Annotated in this window: 17 protein-coding genes and 1 pseudogene; 3 read left to right on the forward strand and 15 right to left on the reverse strand. The window is 61.8% G+C overall.

Annotated features, from left to right (window positions below):
* The first annotated feature begins 182 nt into the window (after positions 1 to 182).
* Together ccoN and AWU82_RS08220 are read left to right on the forward strand one after the other, a co-directional pair.
* Positions 183 to 1,610 (forward strand): cytochrome-c oxidase, cbb3-type subunit I, encoded by a 1,428-nt coding sequence (ccoN, locus tag AWU82_RS08215; protein ID WP_064384104.1) that lies wholly within the window; start codon positions 183 to 185, stop codon positions 1,608 to 1,610.
* A gap of 15 nt (positions 1,611 to 1,625) precedes the next feature.
* Positions 1,626 to 1,847 carry a hypothetical protein gene (locus tag AWU82_RS08220; protein WP_064381829.1) on the forward strand — a complete coding sequence of 74 codons (222 nt, stop codon included), beginning with the start codon at positions 1,626 to 1,628 and terminating at the stop codon, positions 1,845 to 1,847.
* A 167-nt stretch (positions 1,848 to 2,014) separates the two neighbouring features.
* Here AWU82_RS08220 and AWU82_RS08225 read toward each other — a convergent pair whose 3' ends face one another.
* Both AWU82_RS08225 and AWU82_RS08230 read right to left on the reverse strand, forming a co-directional pair.
* Positions 2,015 to 2,506: a hypothetical protein gene (locus AWU82_RS08225; RefSeq protein ID WP_064381830.1), complete on the reverse strand. Its 492-nt coding sequence runs from the start codon at positions 2,504 to 2,506 to the stop codon at positions 2,015 to 2,017.
* A 116-nt stretch (positions 2,507 to 2,622) separates the two neighbouring features.
* Positions 2,623 to 2,884 (reverse strand): annotated as a pseudogene (locus tag AWU82_RS08230) (GNAT family N-acetyltransferase).
* Between the two features lie 380 nt (positions 2,885 to 3,264).
* Between AWU82_RS08230 and AWU82_RS08235 the strand changes: the two are divergent.
* Positions 3,265 to 3,636, forward strand: coding sequence for a DUF6124 family protein (locus tag AWU82_RS08235; protein ID WP_064381831.1), 372 nt, complete (start codon positions 3,265 to 3,267; stop codon positions 3,634 to 3,636).
* A gap of 136 nt (positions 3,637 to 3,772) precedes the next feature.
* On the opposite strand, the gene AWU82_RS08240 is transcribed toward AWU82_RS08235, so the two are convergent.
* The 13 genes from AWU82_RS08240 to AWU82_RS08300 form a co-directional block, all read right to left on the reverse strand.
* Positions 3,773 to 4,750 (reverse strand): LysR family transcriptional regulator, encoded by a 978-nt coding sequence (locus AWU82_RS08240; protein WP_064381832.1) that lies wholly within the window; start codon positions 4,748 to 4,750, stop codon positions 3,773 to 3,775.
* A gap of 178 nt (positions 4,751 to 4,928) precedes the next feature.
* Entirely contained in the window at positions 4,929 to 5,861 is a 933-nt protein-coding gene (locus AWU82_RS08245) for a peptidylprolyl isomerase (protein ID WP_371915533.1), read from the reverse strand.
* A gap of 11 nt (positions 5,862 to 5,872) precedes the next feature.
* Entirely contained in the window at positions 5,873 to 6,340 is a 468-nt protein-coding gene (locus AWU82_RS08250; protein ID WP_064381834.1) for a YbjN domain-containing protein, read from the reverse strand.
* Between the two features lie 29 nt (positions 6,341 to 6,369).
* Positions 6,370 to 6,999 (reverse strand): hypothetical protein, encoded by a 630-nt coding sequence (locus AWU82_RS08255; protein WP_064381835.1) that lies wholly within the window; start codon positions 6,997 to 6,999, stop codon positions 6,370 to 6,372.
* Between the two features lie 17 nt (positions 7,000 to 7,016).
* On the reverse strand, positions 7,017 to 8,714 hold the full coding sequence (locus tag AWU82_RS08260; protein ID WP_064381836.1) for a putative porin: 1,698 nt from the start codon (positions 8,712 to 8,714) through the stop codon (positions 7,017 to 7,019).
* Positions 8,715 to 8,753: 39 nt separating this feature from the next.
* Positions 8,754 to 9,458 carry an energy transducer TonB family protein gene (locus tag AWU82_RS08265; RefSeq protein ID WP_064381837.1) on the reverse strand — a complete coding sequence of 235 codons (705 nt, stop codon included), beginning with the start codon at positions 9,456 to 9,458 and terminating at the stop codon, positions 8,754 to 8,756.
* A 3-nt stretch (positions 9,459 to 9,461) separates the two neighbouring features.
* Positions 9,462 to 9,887: an ExbD/TolR family protein gene (locus AWU82_RS08270; RefSeq protein WP_007955109.1), complete on the reverse strand. Its 426-nt coding sequence runs from the start codon at positions 9,885 to 9,887 to the stop codon at positions 9,462 to 9,464.
* 11 nt (positions 9,888 to 9,898) lie between these two features.
* A complete protein-coding gene (locus AWU82_RS08275; RefSeq protein ID WP_064381838.1) occupies positions 9,899 to 11,698 on the reverse strand; it encodes a DUF2341 domain-containing protein in 1,800 nt (599 codons plus the stop codon).
* A 15-nt stretch (positions 11,699 to 11,713) separates the two neighbouring features.
* Entirely contained in the window at positions 11,714 to 13,309 is a 1,596-nt protein-coding gene (locus tag AWU82_RS08280; RefSeq protein ID WP_064381839.1) for a ShlB/FhaC/HecB family hemolysin secretion/activation protein, read from the reverse strand.
* Positions 13,310 to 13,364: 55 nt separating this feature from the next.
* Complete coding sequence (locus tag AWU82_RS08285; protein ID WP_064381840.1) at positions 13,365 to 13,991, reverse strand: transposase; 627 nt, start codon at positions 13,989 to 13,991, stop codon at positions 13,365 to 13,367.
* 296 nt (positions 13,992 to 14,287) lie between these two features.
* Positions 14,288 to 15,496, reverse strand: a complete 1,209-nt coding sequence (locus tag AWU82_RS08290; RefSeq protein WP_170928929.1) for a DSD1 family PLP-dependent enzyme — start codon at positions 15,494 to 15,496, stop codon at positions 14,288 to 14,290.
* Between the two features lie 74 nt (positions 15,497 to 15,570).
* Positions 15,571 to 16,965, reverse strand: coding sequence for an FAD-linked oxidoreductase, L-gulonolactone oxidase family (locus AWU82_RS08295; RefSeq protein WP_064381842.1), 1,395 nt, complete (start codon positions 16,963 to 16,965; stop codon positions 15,571 to 15,573).
* Between the two features lie 10 nt (positions 16,966 to 16,975).
* A complete protein-coding gene (locus AWU82_RS08300) occupies positions 16,976 to 17,329 on the reverse strand; it encodes a c-type cytochrome (RefSeq protein ID WP_064381843.1) in 354 nt (117 codons plus the stop codon).
* Positions 17,330 to 17,654 lie beyond the last annotated feature (325 nt).

Below are 17,654 nucleotides of genomic sequence, written 5' to 3' on the forward strand. Positions count from 1 at the left end.
GATTCACCTGAACGCATAAAAACCGTATCAGGGCGCGTCAGATGGCCGCAGGCAGCGCCTTGATCTGATCCGCATAAATGAACAATTCCTGAGCCTGTTTTGTTTCCGGTGGGGTTTCTACAGTGCAGCTCGTGCCAGACCGGGTGGCCTGGCAAGACTTTGCAACCGTGGATGAACTGACCATGAGCACAGCAACAATCGGACAGGCTTATAACTACAAGGTCGTCCGCCAATTCGTCATCGCGACTGTTTTCTGGGGTGTCGTGGGCATGGCGATGGGGGTATGGATCGCCTCGCAACTGGTATGGCCGGACATGAATCTGGACCTGCCGTGGACAACCTTCGGCCGCTTGCGACCGTTGCACACGAGCCTGGTGATTTTCGGTTTCGCCGGCAGCGCGCAATTCGCCGCCAGTTACTACGCGGTGCAGCGCACCTGCCAGGTGCGGCTGTACTCGGACAAACTTGCGGCCTTCACCTTCTGGGGCTGGCAATCGGTCATCGTGATCATGCTGGTCACCCTGCCGATGGGCTACACCACCACCAAGGAATACGCCGAGATCGAATTCTCCGGCGCCGTTTGGATGGCGGTGGTCTGGGTCGCGTACGCCATCGTGTTCTTCACCACCGTGGTACAGCGCAAAACCAAGCACATCTACGTCGGCAACTGGTTCTTCGGCGCGTTCATCCTGGTGATCGCCATGCTGCACGTGGTCAATCACCTGTCGATTCCGGTGGACTGGTTCAAGTCCTATCCGGTGTATTCCGGCGCCACCGACGCCATGGTGCAGTGGTGGTACGGGCACAACGCGGTGGGGTTCTTCCTGACCACCGGGTTCCTCGGGATGATGTATTACTTCGTGCCCAAACAAGTGAATCGGCCGGTGTATTCGTACCGGTTGTCGATCGTGCATTTCTGGGCGCTGATCACCCTGTACATCTGGGCCGGCCCGCACCATTTGCACTACACCGCGCTGCCGGACTGGGCGCAGTCGCTGGGCATGGCGATGTCGCTGATCCTGCTGGCGCCGAGCTGGGGCGGGATGATCAACGGGATGATGACCCTGTCGGGCGCCTGGCATCAGTTGCGCACCGACCCGATCCTGCGCTTCCTCGTCCTTTCACTGGCGTTCTACGGCATGTCGACCTTCGAAGGCCCGATGATGGCGATCAAGACCGTCAACGCCCTCTCCCACTACACCGACTGGACCATCGGCCACGTACACGCCGGGGCGCTGGGCTGGGTGGCGATGATCACCTTTGGCGCGACCTATCACATGGTGCCCAAGGTCTTTGGCCGTGAGCGTATGCACAGCACGCCGCTGATCAACCTGCACTTCTGGCTGGCGACCATTGGCACGGTGCTGTACATCGCGTCGATGTGGGTCAATGGCATTACTCAAGGCCTGATGTGGCGGGCGATCAACGAGGACGGCACGCTGACCTACTCGTTTGTCGAGGCGCTGCAGGCCAGTCATCCGGGGTTCATCGTGCGCTTTGCCGGCGGGGTGTTCTTCCTCAGCGGCATGTTGCTGATGGCCTATAACGTGTGGCGCACAGTGCGGGTTGCCGACGTTGCACTCGCCCACCGTGAAGCGCAGATCGCCTGATCAAGGGAGCTGGCCATGTTCGATGTTTTGTTGAATGTATTGGGTGTGCTGTTTCTGTGGCTGGCGGTTGAGTACTGCTTGCGCCATGAGACGAGCGAGAGCCTGGATGAGGCGAGTCTGACGCCGTTTGCGGATGATCCGGAGGTGGCGCGGCGAGTTGAGATGGCTACCGGTAAAACCGTGAAAGCGGTGGCGCCGGAGGTGGCGAAACCGGGGTGGATCAACCTCGAAATGTGAGCTACTTCCGTTGATGTTGATCGTTCCCACGTCGAGGCGTCGAACCGTCCGCGTGGGAATGCAGCCCGGGACGCTCCGCGTCCCTTCCAGAGCTGGAACGCGGAGCGTCCCTTGAGGCATTCCCACGCAGAGCGTGGGAACGATCAGGTAGGGAGTGGCTTTTGATCTTAGGTGCGGTCTCGGGGAATCAGGCTCTGCAATTGCTGCGCGAGAAAATTCGCATCGAAGGCAAAGGTATCCGGATCCTTCAACCCATTGGTCTTGCGCCACTGCCAATCACCATTGGGCAGTCCCACCAACGAAACACTCCCATACCGCGCCGCCGTCAACCCCATCACCGCCAGCGAAATCTGCCCACCACTGCCCATCACGTCCGGTACAAACTCCACCGGTTTGCCGGCAATCACGATGCTCAATTTTTCAGTCTTGAAGGTTGAGGTCTCAACCGGAATGCTCGGCCCGAACGCCACATAAGCCTCCCGACTCACCTCCAGCAAACCCGGCGCCTGCACCGGCTCCAGCCATTGCTGAATCTGTCCGAACAACTCGGTAATCCGGGTGGCCCAGGTCGCTGACTGCGTCTCGAACAATTGCTTCTTGTGCGCTTCGCTGTCGGCATAGTGGCGAAGCATTTCGCCCAGTTGCTGTACGTCGTCCATTGCGGTGTTCCTTCAAGGAAGCGGTGCTGCGGACGTCGAGCATGGCAGATGCCGATGACGGCCGTGCAAGTCATTTGCCTGCACGGTCGCCTGATCGACCATTGACGGACAGAAGGTCAGCGTTTGCGCAGACGCGCCATGCTCAAAGTGTCGACCCATTGCCCGTCACGCACGGCGTAATCGCGGAACAGGCCCTCATTTTCGAAGCCGAACTTGCGGTAGAGCCCGATGGCCGCCTCGTTGTCGGCGTACACCGAAAGCTCGACCCGGTGCAAATTCATCCCGGGTCACGGCCGGGTCGTTATAAAGCGCGGTGATGCCCTCGACGTGGGATTCGTTGAAGCGCTCGAGATGAATGGCGGGGTTGTGCTCAGGCATGAAAGATCCCTCCTGGATCAGTGCGTGGCCGGTCACTGTAAACCGCTTCTTCACGGATTCGCCATGACTGTTTAAAGCCGTTGACCGAAACGTCCGGCAAGCCACAACGCCTTGCGCCATTGCCTACGCATCCGCCAGAATCCGCCGGCTTGTGCGCCTTGGGGGTGGGCTCTATCGTTTCCGGGTCGCTGATGAATCAGCGATCGGGTCTCGCAGCCCGCGACCTCTAGACGCACAACACCCTCCAGCTTTATGGCGGCTGTACGTGGGAGACCCTCGGGTCTGCCGGTTCTAGAGTCCCGGTCTGCGACCCGCGTATAGCTGCCACCTCTTCGTATCGCAGCGAATCGTGGCGGCTCCATGACTCTGGAGATTCAATCATGATCAAACCAACGCCAAACCCACCCGAAACCGACGCCACCTCGCCTTACGAATCGCTGGATTCAAAGACCTTCCACGAAGCCGCCGAACGCGCTCTCGATCACTACTTCAATCCCCTGCACCCCAGAAAACCACTGCTCAAACCCAACACCCGCTACCTCATCGCCCCCGGCATCGACAGCGAAGAACTGCTGGCCGACGCCTGCGAAACCCTGACCTCGGCCAAAACCATGGCCACCGACTTCGCCGGTTTGGTGGACGGCTCGCATCGACATGTGCTGTTGGGGATTGCGCAACTGATCATGCTGGGGGAGCTGGCGGTGAATCGGGCGCTGGATAATCTGGAGTTGAAGGCTGAGGCGCCGCTTTAGTTCGATGATCGTTCCCACGCTCTGCGTGGGAATGCAGCCCGGGACGCTCCGCGTCCCTTCCGGAGCTGGAACGCGGAGCGTCCCTTGAGGCATTCCCACGCAGAGCGTGGGAACGATCTACTGATCCTGGCGAGACTTACTCGAACCACTCCTGCCGCTCATTGAACGTTCGTTGAATCAACTCAACCAACGTCTGTACTTCAGCCACATCCTGCGATGCGGAATTAATCGCCAACCACGCCTGCAACCGCATCGCCTCGTCAAACAACCCCGGCAGCGCCACCAATCCGCGATCAAACCGGCTCATGTACATCGGCAGCAAACCGATGCACGCGCTGCAGCGGATCATCTCCAGCATCAGCTCGTAAGACTGCATCTGCACCACCCCGGCCAGGCGCTGTTCGACCAATTCATTCCACGGTCGAAAGCTGTCGATCTGCCGGTCGTGCTGCCATTGCACCAGCATGAAATCGGCGAGGTCGTCCGGACTTTCTGGCCGCGCAGTCACGCGGGAGTAGCGCTTGGCGATGTGCGGCTGATATTCCAGTTGTGCAAGGCGTTGCGGTTCGCTGGTGGCGAAGGTCGGGCCGGGGTGCGGGGTGTCTCCGTGGGCGAGCCACAGCACGATGTCGGCGCTGACGGCGCGCAGGGCCAGTTCGCTGTCGAGGGCGATGATCTCAAGGCGCACGCTGGCGTTGCGGCGCAGCAGTGCGATGAGGTCGCGACCGAGGATGTCATGCAGGATCGATTCGGCGACGGCCAGCCTGATCAGCGGTTGCTCGATCACCGGCAGTTTGCGTTCGTGAGCCAAAGCGATCAGCTGCGCCTGCAATTGCTGGCCTTCGCGAGTCAGGCTGAGCGCGCTCCCCTGAAAGCTGAACAGCGCGCATTGCAGTTGCTGTTCGAGTTGCGCCAGCTGTTTGCGCAGCAGGGTCGAGCGCACGTTGAGGCTGCGGGCGGCTTGCATGAAGCAGCCGCAACGGGCGCTGACCAGAAAGTATTGGGCGACGTCGCCGTCGAGGATTGCGGCCTGCGCCAGCCAGGGTTCGTCCTTGTCCCGGGGCCAGCGAAAATCGGCGCTGCTCGGTCGTGCTGCGGGTTCGGTGAATGACATCGATGACTCCCTGTCGATCTTTGTTTTGATGTGCCGCAAGCCAGTTTTCTGAATCCAGTGATTTCCCTGTGGGAGCTGGCTTGCCAGCGATAGCGGAGTGTCAGACACCACATAAGTTGGATGTGATTACCTCATCGCTGGCAAGCCAGCTCCCACAGGGACTTCGGTGATGCTGAAATCAGCGTTTTTCCTCCAGCACCTTGTTGAGCTCGGCCCCGTCGATACTCAGCGTTGCGGTGTTGAGCATGCCGTCCAGATAGGCTTGGGCGATCTGTTCCTGACGCTGTGCCCGCAAGGCCTGGGTCAGTTGGTCACGCAATTCGTCGAGGGTCGCGGTGCGGGCCGGTTGTTGTTCGGTGAGTTTGATCACGTGGAAGCCGGCGCTGCTTTGAACGGGATCGGAAACCGCGCCAACCTTGAGCCGCGCCACCGCACCACGCACTTCCGGCACCAGTTGCTGCAACGGTTGCAGGCCGGTGTCGCCGCCGCGTTCGGCCGTGAGGCGATCCTGGGAAAACTCTTTGGCCAACGCCGCGAACTCCGCCGGGGTTGCCTGGGCTTTCTTGCTCAACTCCGTCGCCTGCTTGCGCACGGTTTCAAGATTCTGCGGCTCATTCACCCCAAGGAAAATCTGGCTCACCCGATACAGCACCGGCGTCTGCCAGTTGGCCTTGCCCGCGTCATACGCCTGCTGCAACTCGGCAGCGCTCGGGTAATCCGCCGGCACTTTACTCACCGACTGCAAATAGTCGCGGAACACGATCTGTTCGGTGGCGGCGCGGGTCTGCCGCACCACGTCCGGGCGCTGCGCCCAGCCCTGGGCGTCGGCCTGTTCCAGCACGGCTTTTTCGGCCAGGCGTGAACGAATCCAGCGCTCCAGCGCCTCACGATTGCCACGCAGTTGCTCGCGAGTCTGTGGCGGTACGGCCGCCAGCAACGCCTGCAATTCCTCCGGTGAAACCTGCTGATTGCCCAATCGCGCCACCGCAGGCCCACTGTTCGCTGCAATCACCGGCGCCGGTTGCTGGGCGGCGACCGGGTCATTGCCCGGCCGCACCACCAGCGCCACGGCCACCACCAGCAGCGCCACCGCAGCGGCGCTGATTACCATGGCAGGCTTTGTCACAGCGCGACTTCCTCTTGCTCAACCTTTGGAGCCTGGGCGGCAGCAGCGTTCTGGGTGAAATCACGCAGATACACGATGAACTCCTGAAGCAGGCGATCCCACAATTCCAGGTTGCCGCGCAGGTGATCGTTGCTGACACCCGCAGCCACCACCACGTCCATTTCCATCACCAGAAACTCACCCTGCAACGACAACCGGGCAAACCGGCGGGTCGCATTCCACTGTTCGGCCACACCCACCGGCAATTCACCCTGTACCCGTAGCGCACAGCTGAAGGTGAAGTCGACGTAACTGCCCTGCTCCGCCACTGCCGGGTTGCCGAAACGCACCGCATAACCGATGCCCTGACTGGCGCTGAGCAACTGGACGATGCCGTTCTGTTCGGTCTGGTTGACGCGGTAACCGGCGGCTTGCAGCACTTCGGTCAGGGATTGCGGGGATACGTGGGAGATCAATTGAGTCATTACTTCTTCCTTGTCCATGAGTCTTTTAATCAGTGCGCAATCGCGGCTTGCGGCGCATCGAATTGAGTCTTGTACAGTTCGTCGCCAAAGCCCTGAGCCAGTTCATCGAACTTGACCCGGGCGCTGCCGGCGAAGGGCTGGCGGATCTTCATCACCTCGGCCACATCGATGTTTTCGTAGGCGGTGAGAATCTGCTTGGCCACGCCATACATCTGCTGATTCTTGACCGAACATTGCTGCACTTGTGTGTCACGTTCAGTCAATTGCGCTTGAAGCTTAGACCGTTCTGCCTCTTTGGCACGGGCCATGACCAACAGCTCTTCGTAGGCCTTCTTGAACTTGCCGGTCTGCTCGTTGCTGGCCGCGACTTGCGCCTGGGCCTGGCTGTGCAGGCTTTGCTGCTGCCCGGCCAGTTGCTCGACAAGGCCTTTGGCCTTGGCCAGTTCGGCGGTCAATTGCTTGATTTGTGCCTGCGCAGCCTTGGCTTCGTTCTGCGCCGCCAGTTGCGCGGCGCTGGCCTGGGCCTGTTGGCTTTGCAGGGTTTGCAGCTGTTGGGTGGTGCTGCGCAATTGCGTGCGCAGGCGTTCTTCCATGCCTTCGGCGCTCGCCCCGGTAGCGATCAACATCCCGAGTCCAAGCCATAAAAAGCGGATTTTCATAACCCTCTCCCGGCGCTTTAGAAGCGCGTGTTGATCTCAAGCTGCATGACGTCGATGTCGAACGGCGCGCCATACACCGCTTCCGAACTCAGCCAGCGACCGGTGGCGTAGACGTTCTTCGCCAGACCGTAATTGCCGCCCAGGAAGTAGCCCTTGGCGTTGGTGCCGCCGAGGTGGAACGACGAATCGTTGAAGCCGTCCGGCAAGGCATCCGGCTGGATGTACTTGTAGCCGGCGAACAGGTTCCAGTCGCCCTGCTTCTTCAGCTCCAGCGCGTTGCCGAGGGTGAACTGGACCATCCACGCATTGGCACCGCTTTCGATGCTGCCGTTGCTGTCGAGGTTGTTGACGATCTGCCCCGCCGAGCGCTTGCGCATGTCGCCTTCGTCGTAACCGAGGTTGTGGATGTAGTTGCCCTGGCTGCGCAGTTTGAAGTCTTCCGGCAGGTCGGCGTCCCACACCACGTTGAGGTCCAGCAGGTTGAACTCGGACGCCAGGCCGACGAATTGCGGCTGCGGCGTGGTGGTCGGGTTGAGCGGATTCGGCGTGATGTCGCGCAGCAGGAACACGCTGTTGCCCTTCTGCATGAACGCCGCGCGGGTGCCGTCGCTGTCGCAGCCCGGCGCGCCGGCCCACGGTTCGCAAGGGCTGGAGCGCTGGCCTTCGATATCGTCGAAGCGGTAGTAGGCCAGCGCACCTTTCAAGCGGTTGTTGCTGTTGATCGCCCATTTGGCGCCGATCTGCGCGCCGTACAGCCATTTGTTGTCACTTTCTTCCTTGTCGAAGCCGTTGCTGGTGGTGGTGTCGTTGGTGTAGTCCACCGGGAACGCGCCGACGGTGCCGAACACGCCCCAGTCGCGGCTGAGCTTGTGGTCGAAAATCGCCGCCACGCCGTCGAAGTTCAGGTCGTTGGAGTACAGCATGTCGGTGGACATGAACGGGTTGGCGAAACGGCCACCGGTCAGGGTCAGTTCATCCGACGGCTTCCAGGTCAGGTAACCCTGATCGAGCCAGATGTCTTTTTTCGAGAAACCGCCGCCGAGGTTCTGGGTGGTCGACACCGGGTTGTTGTCCGAGCCGGTGCCGATGCGGATGCCGGCGGTCCATTGCGGCGAAATCTCCGCTTTCATGCCCAGTCGGGCGCGCAGGCGGAACAGGTTTTCGCGGTCTTCGCGGGTGTTTAGCAACGGCGGCAAGGCCGTGCTGCTGTTGGGGTTCACGTCGTACGGGCCGTTGTTGTTGAGCTTGGCGAAGTCGACGATTTCGTTGCTGTTGCTGCCCGAGTAGTAGCGCGATTCGTCACGCAGACGGATGTCGCCGTCGAAGCTGATGCGCGACGCCCAGTCCGGGAAGGTGTTGGGCGCGGCCCAGTTTTCCTGTTTGGCGGTGGCCATGACTTCGGCCTTGACCTGATCGCGGATCTGGTCGCGCACCGCGGCCGGCACGTATTGCACCCGCACATCGCCCGGTGCGGCGACCGGCCCGGCGGCCACAGCTGTAGACGCGGCAGCCTGCTTGGCCTGGGCCGCTTCGTTCTGGGCCTGGGCGATCAGCGCGTCGGCCTTGTCCTGTTTCAGAATGCCCTGCTCGACCAGCAAGCGGATCAGATTGATCGTGGCGTTCTCCGAGGGCGCAGGCGCTGCCGCGGCCTGACCGACCAGGGTCGCGATGACCATGCCGACCGCCAGGGACAATCGATTCACGTTGGAAATCATCTGCACACAACTCCTTTTCATACAGCTTTATGAATTCGGTTAACCCGGACGCCGCCCTTGCAGGGACATGCGCACAGGCAAGGTGATGGAGGCCGGCGGCCGTTCGCTCAGGTGGGGCGCGTTACGCAAGGCGGCCAGCACCTGACTGTCAATCTCGGGGTTGCCGCTGGACTTGATCAGCTCGACCCGGGTGATCTCGCCGACGCTGCTCAGCCACACATCGGCCTGCAGCGAAAACGCGAGGTTGCGCAGGTCGGGGTTCTCACGCAGCAGCTTCTGGAAAGTGAACGCGAGGAACTGGCTATACGTGCCGTTGCCCAGTCGCCCACCGCCGGAACCGGCCATGCCGCCGCCCTTGCCCGCGCCGATATTGAACGCGTCGCTGCCGCTCTGGGCGTCGCCGTCGATTTGCATCGGGTTGGCCAGGTCGTCCGCCGGCGATGGCGGCGCCTCTTCCTCGGGTTTCACTTCCTGCGGCTCGGGCGTCGGCTCGGGCTCGACGATTTTTTCTTCCACCGGGGTTTCCGGCTCCGGCGGTTTTTCCGGCGGCGGAGGTGGCGGTGGCGGCAACGGAATGATCGTCGGCACCTTGGGCGCCTCCCGGCGGATGCCGCTCATGTCGTTGGCCCACTGCCACAACAGAAACGCCGCGACGGCGCCCAGCAGCAGCCCGGCGCCCCACTTCACGTAACGCAGTGGCGACTTCTTCACCGGCAAAGGCTCGATTGGCAGTTGTGCAGTCATCACTCAGCCCTGCGTCGGTTTGCCGGTAACGAGACCGACCTGGGACAGTTCGAGCCGGCGCAGCAGGTCCAGCACTTCGATGACCTTCTGGTACTGCACCGTGGCGTCGCCGCGCACGATCACCGGGAAGTCCGGGTTCTGCGCCTTCTCGATGCGCAGGCGCTCTTCCAGTTCAGGCAACGTGACCGGATAGGCGTCGAGGAACACCTGGCCGCCGTCGTTGACCGAAATCGCCTTGGTCTTGGCCTCGGACAGCGACACGGCGGCGCTGGCCTTGGGCAGGTTGATCTGGATCCCGGAGACCTGCGCGGTGGCGGTGAGGATGAACATCACCAGCACCACCATCAGCACGTCCACCAGAGGCGTGATGTTGATGCTGTCCACTGCGGCATCTTCGTCATCGTCGTGGGAGGCATTTACGGACGCCATGTCAGTGCTCCTCAGGCCGGTACGGAGTGGTTGGCGTGATGGCCGCGCTGATGCGCCGCTTCACTGGACTGGCCTTCGCCGTGCATCTCCGCCAGGCGGGTGATGAACTCGTCGACGAATACGCGCATGTCGGCGCTGACTTCCTTGTTGCGGGTGATCAGGCGGTTGTAGCCGAACAGCGCCGGGATCGCGACGAACAGGCCCATGGCGGTCGCCAGCAAGGCTGCGGCCATACCCGGCGCGATGGCGTTGATGTTGACGTCGCCGGCCATGGCCGTGCCGAGGAACACCACCATGATCCCCAGCACGGTGCCGAGCAGGCCGATGTACGGGCCGCCGGCGATGGCGTTGGACAGGGTCGAAAGTTTCGAACTCAGTTGCTGGTTTTCCCGGGTGCGCACGCCGTCCATCGAGCAGCGGATCGCTTCGATGGTCGCCGCCGAAACCGACGAGGTATCGGCGCCCTGCTCGCGGCGGGTACGGATCTCCTTCACTGCCACTTGATACAGACGCCACAGCGGCGAGTGCTGCAGGCGCAGGGCGAGTTGAGTGTCGTCGGCGAACATTTCCAGGCGGGTGCCGACCTTGGCGAATTGCACGCGGAAGTCTTCGTTGGCAGCAGTGACGCGGCTCAGGGTGCGGTTCTTGCGCAGCATGATGATCCACGACTGGAACATCATCAGCACCAGCACCGCGATGATCACCCAGGCATCCACCGGCACCGCGTTGAGCAGGAAGCCGAGGCTGCCGAAACCGAAGCCGGACTGTTCTTCATCAACGCCATAGGCGACCAGTTTCGACTCGGCGCCTTGCGAAGTGGCGTCGGCCAGCAGCAGCGGCGCCGGACGGGCGACTTTCGACAGGCGCAGTTCATCAATGGCGCCCACGAATGGCTGGAACGCGCTCGGGGAAAGATCAGCACCAATGGCCATGACCGAGTTGAACGCCGGCATCGCCTGGGCCAGTGCCGCACTTTCGCGACCGTTGATGTACAGCGTCACTTTCGCGCCTTCGGCGGTCAGCGCGACGTGCTGCCATTGGCCCGGATTCAGCGGTTGCGTGGCGACGGCGCGCTGGCCGTCGATGTCCACGAACGGCACGCCCTGATTCACACCGACCAGCAGGCTGTTGCTGCCCTCGCGGCGAGCCAGGATCAGTTGCTCGCCATTGGCCTGATCCAGTCGCAGCCAGGCACTGAAGGTGAACGCGCTGCCAGCGTTGTGCTGCAACGACGGACTGGCCGGCAGCAGCAACGGCTGGCCGCTGAACTGCAAGGCCCGCCCTACTACGCCGTCAATGCTTGCGCCGGTCGCACTTTGCGCGGTGTTGCCGTAAGCGGTGGTGTCTTTCGCCGGAGTGCCGGTGGCGCCGTCGAAGTGATAGAGCGCGGTGTAATTCGGATCGAACGTCAGTTGGCCGTTGCCGGTGGCCGGAGCCTTCTGGTTGCCGTAGTACATCCAGATGTCCTGACGCTGACCGCCCTCGACATTCGGCACATCGACCCAGATCAGCGCCATGCCCATCAGCGCGTCGAAGCTTTCGATCTGGTGGTTGAGCACGGTCTTGTCATCCGCGGCGACGAAGCGCAGGTCCGAGCCGTCCTCTTTCACGCCGTCGAAGGTGAAGTTGCCGGTGTGCAGGCGTACCAGCAGCGCGGTGCGGCCCAGGGCCTGATTGATCGCGGCGCCTTGTGGCGTGGTATCGACGGCGATCTGTTTGCGGTAATGCCAGTCGTCCTGCCACCAGGCCTGAGCCGTGGCCGGGAGCACGAAGCCCAGGCAGATCAACAACGAAAGGAATAGGCGCTGCATGAAAAGTGCTCCTTGTTAGAAAGTGGCCTGAAGGTTGAAGTGCAGGCGCGATTCCTGTTTCGAGGTGTTCGGCCCTTCGAGTAGCGGGTAGCCCCAGTCGAGGCTGCCGGACAGCCATTTGCTCAGGCTGGCGCGGGTGCCGAGACCGACACTGGCCAAGGCGTAGTTGGCGTCCTGATCCGGCAGTTCGTCGCGCAGATAGAGTTGCGCGCCTTCGGCGAATGCGTAGAAGCGCCAGTCCTGCATCCAGCCGCCGACGTACTTGGCCAGCGACGGTGTGCGCAGCTCTTCGCTGAGCAGGAAGCCGTCATCGGCGGTGCGTTCGGCGGCCAGATAACCGCGCACCGAAGTCGCGCCGCCGGCGGAGAATTGCTCGTTGGAAACCAGCGGTCCCGACGCCAGCTGGAACGCGGCTTTGCTTGCGCTCTGCCAGTCGCTGTCGAAGGTCCAGGTGAAGTTGGTATCGCCCTTGAGCACGGCGAAACTCGGGTTGGCGCGGTAGCGTTTGTAGTCGAAGTCTTCGTCGGAGCTGCCGTAGCCGAAGAGGCTGCGAGTGGCCGCGACCAGGCTCAGGCCGAGGCCGAGCTGGCTCTTTTCGCTGTAGCGATAGCCATTGTAGGCGAAGGTGAACGGCGCGTATTTGAGCGGCACCTTGTCGCTCTCGCCGGACAGGGTCAGGCGTTCGTCGAAGTCCTTGAAGTCGATGCCGGCCGACAGCGAGTTCGACCAGTTGCCGCTGGACGGGATCGTGTAGATCGCCGATACGCCGTAGGAATGGCCCTTGCCGAGCACGTTGCTGCCGCCGAGGGTGGCGACGTTGCTGTCGGACTGGTAACCGGAGAACTGCACGCTCCAGCGCTCGGTCAGCGGTGCGGTGTAGGAACCGGACCAGACCTTGGCGTTGTCGGTGTCCTGCGGCGCGGTGAAGAACGTCAGGTTGACGCTGTGGCCGAGTTGCCAAAGGTTGTTGTAACCAAGACTGGTGACGGTGCGCAGTTTTTCGGTGTCGGCGCTGTAGTCGTTGTTCAGACCCACGCTGGCAGTCCACGGGTTCTGGTCTTCGACCTGCAGGTCCACGTCCATGGTGCCGGGGCGCTGACCTTCACGCACCAGCGGCATCACCTGGCGGCCCGGGGTCTTGTTGAGTTGCGCCAGTTCGCCCTGGACCCTGGCGAAGTCCGGTACCTCGCCTTCCTTCAGCGCCGGGACGTTGTCGCGGATATCCAGCGGCGAATAGTGTTTGGCGCCGACCACGCGGACCCGGCCGACCTTGGTTTCGCTGACTTGCAGGTAGACGATGCCGTCGGCCACCGCCTGCTCCGGCAGTTCGACGAACACCGATTGATAGCCGCGTTCCTGATAGGCCTTTTGCAGGGCATCCCGCGCGCCTTCGATGTCGCTCAAGGCTTTTTGCGGGCCGAGGAAGGGGTACACCGCTTCTTCGATCGCCCGCGCATCGAGCACGGTGTTGCCGCGCACGAAGTATTCGTTGACGTCCACCAGACGCTGCGCCGCTGCGTTCCCGGCCTCATCGGCGAACGCCGGCTGCGCGCCGGCCGTCACCAGCAGCCAGCCCCACAGCGCCAGCCGTGACGTGAAAATCTGCTCCACACTACCCCCTGAAATTCGCGATGACCTGTTGGCGCTCATGCGCCTTGCGTGTGCGTCAGTTACTGGCGTTCTTGATTGCTGAAGTGCAGGCCCCGGTGTGCTTGCCCAGCCAGGTGTGCAGCAGCGCGAAGTTCAAGGAGAACTCGGGCATTTGCAGCAGCGCGCCGCAGAACACTTCACCGATGATTTTCTGGATGAGCTGCACCGCACGCGGCTCGTTGAGCAGCGTGGCGATGTCGCGACTGAGGACGTTGAAGCTCCAGACTTTCTGGTTCAGGCCCAGGCCGACGAACCAGCGGAACAGCAGGTTGTAATTGAGCTGTTCATAGAGCTGCTGCTCGCTGGGCACCGAATACAGCAGTTGCAGGAGCAGGATGTGCATGACCGTCTGCGGGGCGATCAGCATGCCGGGCCGGGCATTGAGTTCGTGCAGGAGATCGCGGTGGGCATCGAGCAAGTCATCGATCTGCGGGCGCAGCAGCACCAGCGAATGCCCCGGCGGAATGTAGCTGGAAACCTCTTTCAAGGCGCCCTGCCAGTCATCCTGCGACACGATCCAGACCCACGGCGCGCCGTAGCGATACACCGAAACCGGCTTCTTGCGCGCGGCTTCGACGATCTTCGACAGGCGTTGATCGAGTTCCTGCATGCCCACTTTCGAGTAGCGTTCCATAGTCCCCATTGCCTCACTCCCGGCGTCCCGCCTCGGCTTGTGAAAAGCGCCCCTCAGGGCCCCTCAAGCGCGTTACATAGGCATGACCGGACTGGCGATGTGCTACCGAACTTTTGTCATAAAAGCTTCATTACGGAAGTTGATCGGGGAATTGCAGACACCACAAATACTGTGGGAGCTGCGGTGCGACGATTCGACTTGTCAGCGATGGCGTCAGGTCAGCAACATTTACTTAGCTGACACACCGTCATCGCTGGCAAGCCAGCTCCCACAGGGTTATGGGGTGTTTTCAGAAAAACATTCCGTCAGGTGTAGACGGGCCAGATGTCGACGATCTTGCCACCACGCACCGCCAGCAAGTCGCCGAATTGCAGGAGGACGGCTTCGGTCTGGGTCGGGCGCAAGAACACCTGATCCTCCACCGTCAGCCCCACGGCATTCGAGCCATTGACCATCTCCTGATTCGAGCTACGGCCGTAAGCACCATTGCTCTGCAATCCGGGCGGCGACTCAAACTCGGCCATCCAGTTGCCACCGTAGATGAAGAAGGTCTGGCGCTGATTGGCGTCCCACCACGAAAACAGTTTCGACTTGTCATCCAGCGCCGGGATGTTCACCGCCCCCGTGCTTTTCAACACCGGGGTGGCGATGTACGCGGCCGGTTCATGTTCGACGAGCGACGGCAGATCGTAATGAGTCGGCTTGAGCATCGCCGTACCCACCGACACTTCACTGCTCAGATGTTCGTTTTCATGCATGCGATAACTCGGGCTGCCGGCAGTGTTCAGGCACAAGCCGTCATGCCACAGCGCCGGATACTGCTGCCGGGTGAAGTCGACGCAGCGTTGATAAATCACCATCACCTTGGCGAACAGTTCCTCGGGCGAACCGAGAGTCCCCGGCACGCCCATGCCCACGAACGGGTCGTAGCCCATGAACCCGGCGAACTCCAGGTGCTGCGGATTGGCGGCGATCAGCGCGAGCATCTGCCCCAGCACGTTCAGATCACTGACACCGCCCCGGTGCAGGCCGACGTCCAGCTCGATGTTGATCCGCATCCGCGTGCCCAGTCCCTGGGCCAGCGCGAGGTATTGCTGCAGACGTTCGGGGTTGTCGATCAGCCATTGCAGCTGCTTCGCCGGGTCGAACGGGCCTTTGTGGGTCTGGTAGAAGATCTCGGCGGAACGCACCGGCAGCGGCTTGCCGAGCAGAATGTCCGACTGCGGGAACGTCACTGCATCGTGATTGAGAAACGGCTGATGAAACGACATCAGTCGCTGCGTCCCTGCCCGTTGGCCGATGTAGCTGAGCAACCCCGGTGACGGCAGCGACTTTTCCACCAGCCGCAACTGCTTGCCCGCGCGCTTGACCGAGCGCATCACCACGTCAATGTTGTGGTCCAGCCGATCCAGATCGATCAACAACACCGGGCGCATCGGGCCTTTGCTCTTAAGCTCATTGTTCAGCACCCGGAAATAGTCGCTGTAAGGCCCGCCGCGATCCCCCGGCCGCAACCATGCCCCCACGCCCACCAGCAAAGCGCCGACACCCAAAGTCCCGAGCACGAAATTACGTCGATTGACCGCCATCAGCTCACCCCCAGAATCGACGACAGATGCCCGTTGAGAAACTTGCCGTTTGGGTCCAGGGCCTGGCGTATCTGAATGAACTCCTGCCAGCGCGGGTACAACGTCTGCAACGTGCGGGCATTGAGCGTGTGCAACTTGCCCCAGTGCGGACGACCGTTGTACTTCCAGAAGATCGGCTCGACAGCAGCGAAGAAGTTGTGATGGTCCATCTGGTAATGCTGGTGAACCGAGATCGAGCAGCTGTCGCGGCCTTCGAACATGCTCAGCGGAATGTCGTCGGCCTTGACGTAGCGGTACTCGATGGGAAACCAGGTGCGCAGGTCCTTGTCGCGGATCAGTTTGAGAATCTCCCGCAGGCAGGCCGGGCCGTGTTCGGCGGGCACCGAATATTCCATCTCGTTGAAACGCACGGTGCGCACGTTGGCGTAGATGTCGAACGAGTCGCCGACCCGATCATCGAAACTCGCCAGATGCCGCAGGCTGTTGAGCAGCGAACTGCGCAGGTTCGGGAAATCGCTGCCGTACTTGTCGATCTTCTCGATCAGGGTCACAAATTCGTTGCCGCCCTCCTCTTCGGGCGGAATCGGCGGCGTGGGCGGGTCGGTGGTTTCGTTGAGGGCGATCGACAAGGCGTAGTCGGAATGGGTGACGACGAGCATTTCCCAGTGCTGGTTTTCGCTTGTGTTCTTGTCGATGTCTTCCAGCAGCTCTTCGGTCTTGGCGATCCACTGGGTTTCCCGCAGGCGATAGGCCGGACGGTTTTGCAGACGGATTTTGGTCGCCACGCCCAGCGCGCCGAGGGACACTCGAGCCGCGGTGAATACCTCGGGATGACGCTGGCTATCGCAATCCAGCACCTCGCCGTTGGCGGTCACCAGCTGCATCCCGCAGACGTGGGCCGAGTAGGACTGGAAGGTTTTGCCGGTGCCGTGGGTGGAGGTGGAAATCGCCCCGGCGAGGGTCTGGTAATCGATATCGGCCATGTTCTGCAGGGCCTGGCCGATGTCCTTGAGCGGCGTGCCCATGCGCGACATCGGCGTGCCGGCAGCGAATTCGGCTTGCAGGGTTTTCGGGTCGTGATCGAGCAGGCCGTTGAAGTAGCTCAGGGACAGTAACGTGCCATCGGTGGGCACCAGCGCGCTGAAGGAATGCGCCGAGCCGACCGGGCGAATCTTGCCCGGTGCCTGCTGAATCACTGCGGTCAGTTCATCCAGATTCTTCGGTGCCACTCGCGCCGCCGGCAGGCAACTCTGCCCGCCCGACCAGTTGCGCCAGGGAATCAGCCGAGGTGCGCGCATCAACTGGCCCAGCGCCGGATTGCAGGCCAGCGCGCTGAACGCGCCGACGATGCTTGCCCGTTGCAATAACTGCCGGCGTGTCAGATCTATCGGCATGCCAGGATCCTTATTGTGGGAGCGGCTGATCGGCCATGAAGCCGATCAACTGAAGGAATTGTTCTTCCGAGCACTCGACGCACTGGCCCATCGGCGGCATGCCGTTGTAGCCGTTGATGGCGTGGTCGAGCAGCGTGTCGGCACCCTGCTGGATGCGCGGTTCCCAGGCCTTGCGGTCACCGGTCAGCGGCGCATTCGCGGAGGGGTTGGCGTGGCAGAGCTGGCAGCTGTTGGCGTAAATCTGCGCCAGCGCCGGGTCTTTGGGAATGGTGTTGTTGGTGCTGGCCGGGGGTTTGGGGTCTTCGCCGCAGCCAGGCAGCGTCATGGCCAACGCCAGTAATAATGTGAGTCGGATTGCCCGCATAACGGCCTCGCTTATTGTTGTGGTCACACCTTAGGGCAGGCGGGTCGGCGGGTTGAGGGCATTGCGGGACATTGAGGGGGGCAAACGGGGCCAGCCCATTACCTGAAGACGATCGTTCCCACGCTCCGCGTGGGAATGCAGCCCTGGACGCTCTGCGTCCGCTTGGAACGCGGAGCGTCCCTTGAGGCATTCCCACGCAGAGCGTGGGAACGATCATGTGGGGATGCCCGCTCTGCTGTGCGGTTTTGGGTGACATTCGCGTGACATTTGCGGGTTTAAATTTCAGCGCATTCAGGCGTATAACCTGTTGAGACTTTTTGATCTG

The sequence above is a fragment of the Pseudomonas glycinae genome (genome assembly GCF_001594225.2).
Lineage (GTDB): Bacteria > Pseudomonadota > Gammaproteobacteria > Pseudomonadales > Pseudomonadaceae > Aquipseudomonas > Aquipseudomonas glycinae.

Bases quoted from the DNA above. Each gene is read 5' to 3' on its own strand.
- AWU82_RS08235 (WP_064381831.1), top strand. From the start codon at position 3,265: ATGATCAAACCAACGCCAAACCCACCCGAAACCGACGCCACCTCGCCT.
- AWU82_RS08260 (WP_064381836.1), bottom strand. From the start codon at position 8,714: ATGATTTCCAACGTGAATCGATTGTCCCTGGCGGTCGGCATGGTCATC.
- AWU82_RS08225 (WP_064381830.1), bottom strand. From the start codon at position 2,506: ATGGACGACGTACAGCAACTGGGCGAAATGCTTCGCCACTATGCCGAC.
- AWU82_RS08240 (WP_064381832.1), bottom strand. From the start codon at position 4,750: ATGTCATTCACCGAACCCGCAGCACGACCGAGCAGCGCCGATTTTCGC.
- AWU82_RS08255 (WP_064381835.1), bottom strand. From the start codon at position 6,999: ATGAAAATCCGCTTTTTATGGCTTGGACTCGGGATGTTGATCGCTACC.
- AWU82_RS08265 (WP_064381837.1), bottom strand. From the start codon at position 9,458: ATGACTGCACAACTGCCAATCGAGCCTTTGCCGGTGAAGAAGTCGCCA.
- AWU82_RS08300 (WP_064381843.1), bottom strand. From the start codon at position 17,329: ATGCGGGCAATCCGACTCACATTATTACTGGCGTTGGCCATGACGCTG.
- AWU82_RS08270 (WP_007955109.1), bottom strand. From the start codon at position 9,887: ATGGCGTCCGTAAATGCCTCCCACGACGATGACGAAGATGCCGCAGTG.
- AWU82_RS08250 (WP_064381834.1), bottom strand. From the start codon at position 6,340: ATGACTCAATTGATCTCCCACGTATCCCCGCAATCCCTGACCGAAGTG.
- AWU82_RS08220 (WP_064381829.1), top strand. From the start codon at position 1,626: ATGTTCGATGTTTTGTTGAATGTATTGGGTGTGCTGTTTCTGTGGCTG.
- AWU82_RS08245 (WP_371915533.1), bottom strand. From the start codon at position 5,861: ATGGTAATCAGCGCCGCTGCGGTGGCGCTGCTGGTGGTGGCCGTGGCG.
- ccoN (WP_064384104.1), top strand. From the start codon at position 183: ATGAGCACAGCAACAATCGGACAGGCTTATAACTACAAGGTCGTCCGC.
- AWU82_RS08275 (WP_064381838.1), bottom strand. From the start codon at position 11,698: ATGCAGCGCCTATTCCTTTCGTTGTTGATCTGCCTGGGCTTCGTGCTC.
- AWU82_RS08285 (WP_064381840.1), bottom strand. From the start codon at position 13,991: ATGGGGACTATGGAACGCTACTCGAAAGTGGGCATGCAGGAACTCGAT.
- AWU82_RS08295 (WP_064381842.1), bottom strand. From the start codon at position 16,965: ATGCCGATAGATCTGACACGCCGGCAGTTATTGCAACGGGCAAGCATC.